Below are 6,288 nucleotides of genomic sequence, written 5' to 3'. Positions count from 1 at the left end.
GCCGAAGTACCTTACGACCAGGTGTTCGAGATGGACGACATCAACTCCGAGTTCGGCCAGGCCGACGTGGTGCTGGTGCTGGGGGCCAACGACGTGGTCAACCCGGCGGCGAAGAACGATCCGAAATCGCCGATTGCCGGCATGCCGATCCTCGAGGCGTTCAAGGCCAAGACCATCATCGTCAACAAGCGCTCGATGGCCAGCGGCTATGCCGGTCTGGACAACGAGCTGTTCTACCTGGACAAGACCATGATGGTGTTCGGTGACGCCAAGAAGGTCATCGAAGACATGGTCAAGGCTGTCGAGTAACCCTCTGCGGCACACAGAACGCCCCGACTCGTCGGGGCGTTTTTGTTTGCGCAAATCGTCGGACAAACTATTCTTTTGTTACCGATCCGGTAACGGTGTTTTGCTTGAAAGGCCCGGAATAGACGCCTCGATTGCGACCTTGGTAGCGGGACAGAAGCTGGCGCAATTCACTAGACTGCACGTCCTGCTACCTGTTGCCCGAGATAACAATCCATGTACCGTGACCGTATTCGCCTGCCTTCGTTGTTGGACAAAGTGATGAGCGCTGCCGACGCTGCCGCTCTGATTGAGGACGGCATGACCGTCGGCATGAGTGGCTTTACTCGCGCCGGCGAAGCCAAGGCCGTCCCCCAGGCGCTGGCCGAGCGCGCCAAGGTCACGCCGCTGAAGATCAGCCTGATGACTGGCGCAAGCCTGGGCAACGACCTCGACAAGCAGTTGACCGAAGCTGGCGTGCTGTCGCGACGCATGCCGTTTCAGGTCGACAGCACCCTGCGCAAGGCGATCAATGCCGGCGAGGTCATGTTCATCGACCAGCACTTGTCGGAAACCGTGGAGCAATTGCGTAACCAGCAACTGAAACTGCCGGACATTGCCGTGATTGAAGCCGTGGCGATCACCGAGCAAGGGCATATCGTGCCAACCACCTCGGTCGGCAACTCGGCCAGCTTCGCGATTTTCGCCAAGCACGTGATCGTCGAGATCAACATGGCGCACAACCCGAATCTCGAAGGTCTGCACGACATCTATATTCCGACCTACCGTCCGACCCGTACACCGATTCCGCTGGTCAAGGTCGACGACCGCATCGGCAGCACCGCCATCCCGATTCCAGCGGAAAAAATCGTCGCCATCGTGGTCACCAACCAGGCCGACTCACCCTCCACTGTGCTGGCACCGGACGCCGATACCCAAGCCATTGCCGATCACTTGATCGACTTCTTTAAACAGGAAGTGGCAGCCGGACGCATGACCAACAAGCTCGGCCCGCTACAAGCCGGTATCGGCACCATCGCCAACTCTGTGATGTGCGGCCTGATCGACTCACCGTTCGAAGACCTGACGATGTATTCCGAGGTCCTGCAGGACTCGACCTTCGACCTGATTGACGCTGGCAAGCTGAGTTTTGCGTCGGGCAGTTCGATCACCCTGTCGAGCCGGCGCAATGCCGACGTGTTCGGCAACCTGGAGCGCTACAAGGACAAACTGGTCCTGCGCCCGCAGGAGATCTCCAACCACCCTGAAGTCGTGCGCCGCCTCGGCATCATCGGCATCAACACCGCCCTGGAGTTCGACATCTATGGCAACGTCAACTCCACCCATGTCTGCGGTACACGGATGATGAACGGCATCGGTGGCTCGGGCGACTTCGCGCGCAACGCGCACCTGTCCGTGTTCGTGACCAAGTCGATCGCCAAGGGCGGTGCGATCTCCAGCGTGGTGCCGATGGTCAGCCATGTTGACCACACCGAACATGACGTCGACATCCTCGTGACCGAAGTCGGTCTGGCAGACCTGCGAGGCCTGGCACCGCGGGAGCGTGCCCGGATCATCATCGACAAGTGCGTGCACCCGGATTACCGCCAGGCGCTGAATGATTACTTCACCGCCGCATGCGCCATCGGCGGGCACACCCCGCACATCCTGCGTGACGCCTTGAGCTGGCACATAAACCTGGAAGAAACCGGGCAAATGCTGAAGAAGTAATTGCTACAGATAGCAGCTGGCGCAAACACAGTTTCGTCAGCTGGCTCTTACCCGCCTCCCAATATGAAAAAAACTGTACTGCTGTACCGGTCATTTCCCGAGGAAAATTCCTACCTTACCGAGCCAAAACAGCAATTTTGCACCTTAATAGTGCGCATAGGTACAGTTGCCTCAATTTTGACCAGTACACCCCCTATAAACAGTTAACTGAGCCCTCACAATACAGATGAACTGTATCTACAGAGACTAGGCAAACGAGAGGATCATGGGCACCAGTTAAACCACTACCTAATCCCGCCATAAGCGGAAGGATGACCACCATGGAACGTACACTCAGTTCCGATCTGTTCTTTCAAGACACTGCTGCAAAAACCCAGGCTTCCCTGCCTCTGCGCGTTATCGCCAACCTGATGCTGTGGCAGCGCCGCATCACCAGCCGCCATCAACTGGCTCGCCTGGATTCGCGTCTGCTGGCTGACGCCGGGATTAGCGAAGCACAACGCTACGAAGAGCTGAGCAAGCCGTTCTGGCGCTAAGCTAGCGTCGCTGGCTCTGACCTGAAGGTCCACCGCCAGCAACCCGAATTGAAAAAACAAGACCCGTCGTGGGAAACCACGACGGGTTTTGTCGTTTTGGCCTGTCAAATCCAGTCTTACAGTAGGGAAACCCGGATACCAGTACAGTTTGAAAAAAATACAAATTTGATGAGTACAATATCATCGCAGTGTGTCTGTAGCGGATGTTCGGCCGGTGTCAGCATGGAACCCTCTACCTATCAGGACAGGGACCGCACCATGAATTTTTTACAGGATGTTTCCACCCCATCGGTTCAATCGAGACCTCGCCTGAACGGGGTCAGCGATCTGTTAACAGGGCTCTTCGCCAGTCTCGAAAGAGCGAGAACACGACGTTTACTGGCTCAACTCGATGATCGTCAGCTATCAGATCTTGCTATCAGCCACGCCGACCGCAGCAATGAATTGGATAAACCGTTCTGGCGCTGACTTCCTGCTGGCATGGTCGGGGCTGTTCGAACCGGCACGCACAAGCCTAATATCAGACCAGAACGTAGCGAACGCCGAGTGCCTGGCGTCTGACATTGCAGACACTGCGCCATATTTCAATTGGTCTACCCAAAGGAGTTACCCCAATGCCCCGTCTTCGCCTGCTTAGCGCCGCGGTCCTGTTTGCCGTGGCTGCCAGTGCCCAAGCCAGCAGCTTCATCGTGACCACGGATGCTGTAGTCAATGCGCTCAAAGCCACGTCCGATGCGACCACCAACGTCGTCTCGTCTTCGTTCAAGGATGACAAGATCGTGCTTGCCGCCCGTGACGACGCCGCCAGCTTCGTCGCCAGTGAAGGCTCCATCCGCGGCGTGAAACTGGAAAGCGCCATCGATCACATTCACCGCCAGGCGCCACAGCTGAACGCAACCGACGCCCAACTGGCGCAAGCGATCCTGACGATCTAAACGACGGCACAGACATGGGGCACGCCCGGCGCGCCCCAATGTTTCGACGCTGGCTCTAGATCGGGCCTTGCGCTAGCCTTGGGACTCATTTCCAACTGTCGAGTCTCATGCGTTTTCCTTCAAGTCTCTTGATCGCTCCAGTCTTGCTTACCCTTGGTTACTGCGGATCAGCCCACGCTTATGACGCTTTCAACCTGTCCACCCAAGGCGTCGTCGCCAGCGGTTACGCCACAAGTTTGGTGACCAGCGCCCCCTTCGACCATAAACTGCTGCTCGCCGCCCAGGATGACGCCGCGGCATTCATTGCCAGTGACGGCCAACTGAGAGGCGCACGACTGGAGTCGGCCCTGCGGTATCTGCGCCGAACCCAGGCAAAACTTCATGCCAGCGACCTTGAACTGGCACAAGCAATTCTCGTCCAATAGTTATCCCTGCTTTTCTGGAGTCGTTCCATGCGTAACCCGCTGATTGCTGCCACCTTAGGCCTGCTGCTGTTGGCCGATGTGGCCCAGGCACATACTCTGGTTGCCACCAGTAATATGCTGATCCGTGCTACCCAGCGCACCCTCGATTTCACCTCCGACACCACCACGTCCATCCGCGATTCGAAAATCGTGYGCGAAGCCCAGGACGACGCCGCCAGTTTCGTTGCCAGCAATGGCGACATTCGTGGCGCTCACCTGGAGTCCGCTTTCGACCTGCTGCGTACCCGCGTGCCTGAAGCTCGCGACGCCAGTGATCAGGACCTCGCCGAAGCCATCCTCGCGCTGTGAAGCGTCCAGGCGCCTGGCTGCTGGCCGGGGCCCTGTTGCTGCTAGGCAACACGGCCCACGCAGGCCTTCAATTACAGCTAAAGACCGAAGGTCTGACTCCCACGCAACAGCAAGCCAGCCAAGCTTTGCTCGATGAAGCCATGCAGGCACTGCCGCCACGCTTTATCGAGCAACTCGATCGACGCATCGACGTCGGCTGGACCGATGACATGCCACGCAACGCCTACGGTCAGGCATCACTGGTGTCCGAGCTCGATCTGAACCGCAACCTGCTGGCCGGTCTCACCGATGGCAGCGCCGCGACGAAGAAAACCCATCGCCCCCATGGCACCGTGCGCCGGGAAATGCTGGCCACGGTGTTGCACGAGCTGACTCACATCTACGATCGCTCGCGCCTGTGGCCGGATGCCGAGCGCAAGCTGATTCAACGCTGCACCCAGCGCAACAACAGCTCAGGGCTGGTTGGCATTCCCGACCAATGCCGGGGCCAGTCGGATCGGCGTTTTACCCTCAGTGATGATCCACGCCTGCTCGACCTCGCCGGTTGGCAGCAATACGTAGGCCGTCGCGGTGAACGCGAACAGCACAATCGCCAGATTGCCCGCAGTCCGGACATCTACGAGACCAGCAATCCAAAGGAATTCGTCGCGGTCAACATGGAGTATTTCCTCCTCGACCCGAGCTACGCCTGCCGCCGACCCGCGCTGTACCGCTACTACAAGGAACATTTCGGTTGGGCGCCTGCCGCCAAAAACACCTGCAGTAAAACCTTCGCTTTCCTCAATGCCGGCAACGACTTCGCCAAGACACCTTTGGGCCAGGTCGATCCGGAGCGGGTGTATGCCGTTGACTATCTGCTGGCCGAGGCCAACCAGAACCTGTTCAGCCGCTGGGGCCACAGCATGTTGCGCCTGGTGATCTGCGCGCCGGGCCGACCACGCGGACCGGATTGTCGACTGGACCTGGACCAGCATCTGGTGCTGTCGTACCGCGCCTTCGTCGGCGACGTACAGCTGTCGAGCTGGGATGGCCTGGTCGGTAAATACCCGTCGCGGCTGTTTATCCTGCCGCTGTCCCAGGTCATCGACGAATACACCAAGACCGAACTGCGCAGCCTGGCCTCCGTGCCCCTGAACCTGTCGCGCAGAGAGATTGAAGACGTGGTGGGACGTGCCGCCGAAATGCACTGGAGCTACGACGGCAACTACTTCTTCCTGTCAAACAACTGCGCAGTGGAGGAACTGAAATTGCTGCGCGGCGGGACCAACAACCCGCAGTTGGTTGGACTCGACAACATCATGCCCAACGGTTTGCTGGAAGTGCTGAAGGGACGGGGACTGGCGGACACCAGTGTGCTGGACGATCCACGGGAAGCCCTGCGTCTGGGTTATCGTTTCGACTCCTTCCGCGATCGCTATCAAGCCATGTTCGATGTCCTGAAAAAGCACCTGCCGATCAAACAGGAAACCGTCGAAGACTGGCTCGACTTGAAAGCCGCGGAGCGTCGGCAATGGTTCGAGCAGGCTGATTTGCGCACCAGTGCGGCGTTGCTTCTGCTGGAGCAAGCGAGTTTTCGTCGGCAACTGCTGTTGGCCCAGGATGAAGTGAAACAGCGTTATCTGGGCGCCCGAGAACTGAAGAATGGCGGCATGGACAAGGCCAACGAGACGCTCAAGGACATTCTCGCCAACAGTGGCTTCCTCAGCCGGCCGGCGGAGCTGCTGGGCACCAACGGTTATGGCTTGCCGCAACCGAGCGAGTGGGAGCATCTGGAATCGGAAAGCAGCCAGCGCCAGAAGCAGCTCCTGGCACTGTCCGGGGATCTGGACAAGGAAGTGAGAGCGTTGCTTGAACCGGGCCGTGCCGCCGAAATGGCTGCCAATGAGGCCAACGTGAAACAGATTGGCGAGCACTTGCGCAAACTGCACAAGGCGTCAGGCGGGATAGAATTGCCTTGATAGCGCAACCTTGTGGGAGCGAGCTTGCTCCCACAAGGTTTACATCGTTCAGCCACACACAGCAAAAAGG

8 protein-coding genes are annotated in these 6,288 nt (G+C 58.5%); all 8 read left to right on the top strand.

The features are described from left to right. The coding region (locus AC1DRN_RS05540; protein ID WP_477786648.1) for an NAD(P)(+) transhydrogenase (Re/Si-specific) subunit beta at nt 1-309 on the top strand (309 nt) is incomplete at its 5' end. 213 nt (nt 310-522) lie between these two features. Further along, nucleotides 523-2,016, top strand: coding sequence for an acetyl-CoA hydrolase/transferase family protein (locus AC1DRN_RS05535; protein WP_223459267.1), 1,494 nt, complete (start codon nt 523-525; stop codon nt 2,014-2,016). A gap of 320 nt (nt 2,017-2,336) precedes the next feature. Next, nucleotides 2,337-2,552 carry a DUF1127 domain-containing protein gene (locus AC1DRN_RS05530; protein ID WP_108218709.1) on the top strand — a complete coding sequence of 72 codons (216 nt, stop codon included), beginning with the start codon at nt 2,337-2,339 and terminating at the stop codon, nt 2,550-2,552. A 258-nt stretch (nt 2,553-2,810) separates the two neighbouring features. Beyond that, a complete protein-coding gene (locus tag AC1DRN_RS05525; RefSeq protein WP_223459273.1) occupies nt 2,811-3,020 on the top strand; it encodes a DUF1127 domain-containing protein in 210 nt (69 codons plus the stop codon). A 146-nt stretch (nt 3,021-3,166) separates the two neighbouring features. Further along, a complete protein-coding gene (locus AC1DRN_RS05520; protein ID WP_223459265.1) occupies nt 3,167-3,487 on the top strand; it encodes a DUF2388 domain-containing protein in 321 nt (106 codons plus the stop codon). A gap of 107 nt (nt 3,488-3,594) precedes the next feature. Next, nucleotides 3,595-3,912 carry a DUF2388 domain-containing protein gene (locus AC1DRN_RS05515; RefSeq protein ID WP_223459263.1) on the top strand — a complete coding sequence of 106 codons (318 nt, stop codon included), beginning with the start codon at nt 3,595-3,597 and terminating at the stop codon, nt 3,910-3,912. 27 nt (nt 3,913-3,939) lie between these two features. Then, nucleotides 3,940-4,260 carry a DUF2388 domain-containing protein gene (locus AC1DRN_RS05510; RefSeq protein ID WP_477786647.1) on the top strand — a complete coding sequence of 107 codons (321 nt, stop codon included), beginning with the start codon at nt 3,940-3,942 and terminating at the stop codon, nt 4,258-4,260. Beyond that, the gene (locus AC1DRN_RS05505; protein WP_223459261.1) at nt 4,257-6,218 is read left to right on the top strand and encodes a DUF7844 domain-containing protein; all 1,962 of its coding nucleotides are present in this window, start codon (nt 4,257-4,259) and stop codon (nt 6,216-6,218) included. Before AC1DRN_RS05510 ends, AC1DRN_RS05505 begins: the two co-directional genes overlap by 4 nt. Nucleotides 6,219-6,288 lie beyond the last annotated feature (70 nt).

The sequence above is a fragment of the Pseudomonas sp. P5_B3 genome (assembly GCF_056400405.1).
This window is presented reverse-complemented; position numbering and strand designations above follow the sequence as displayed.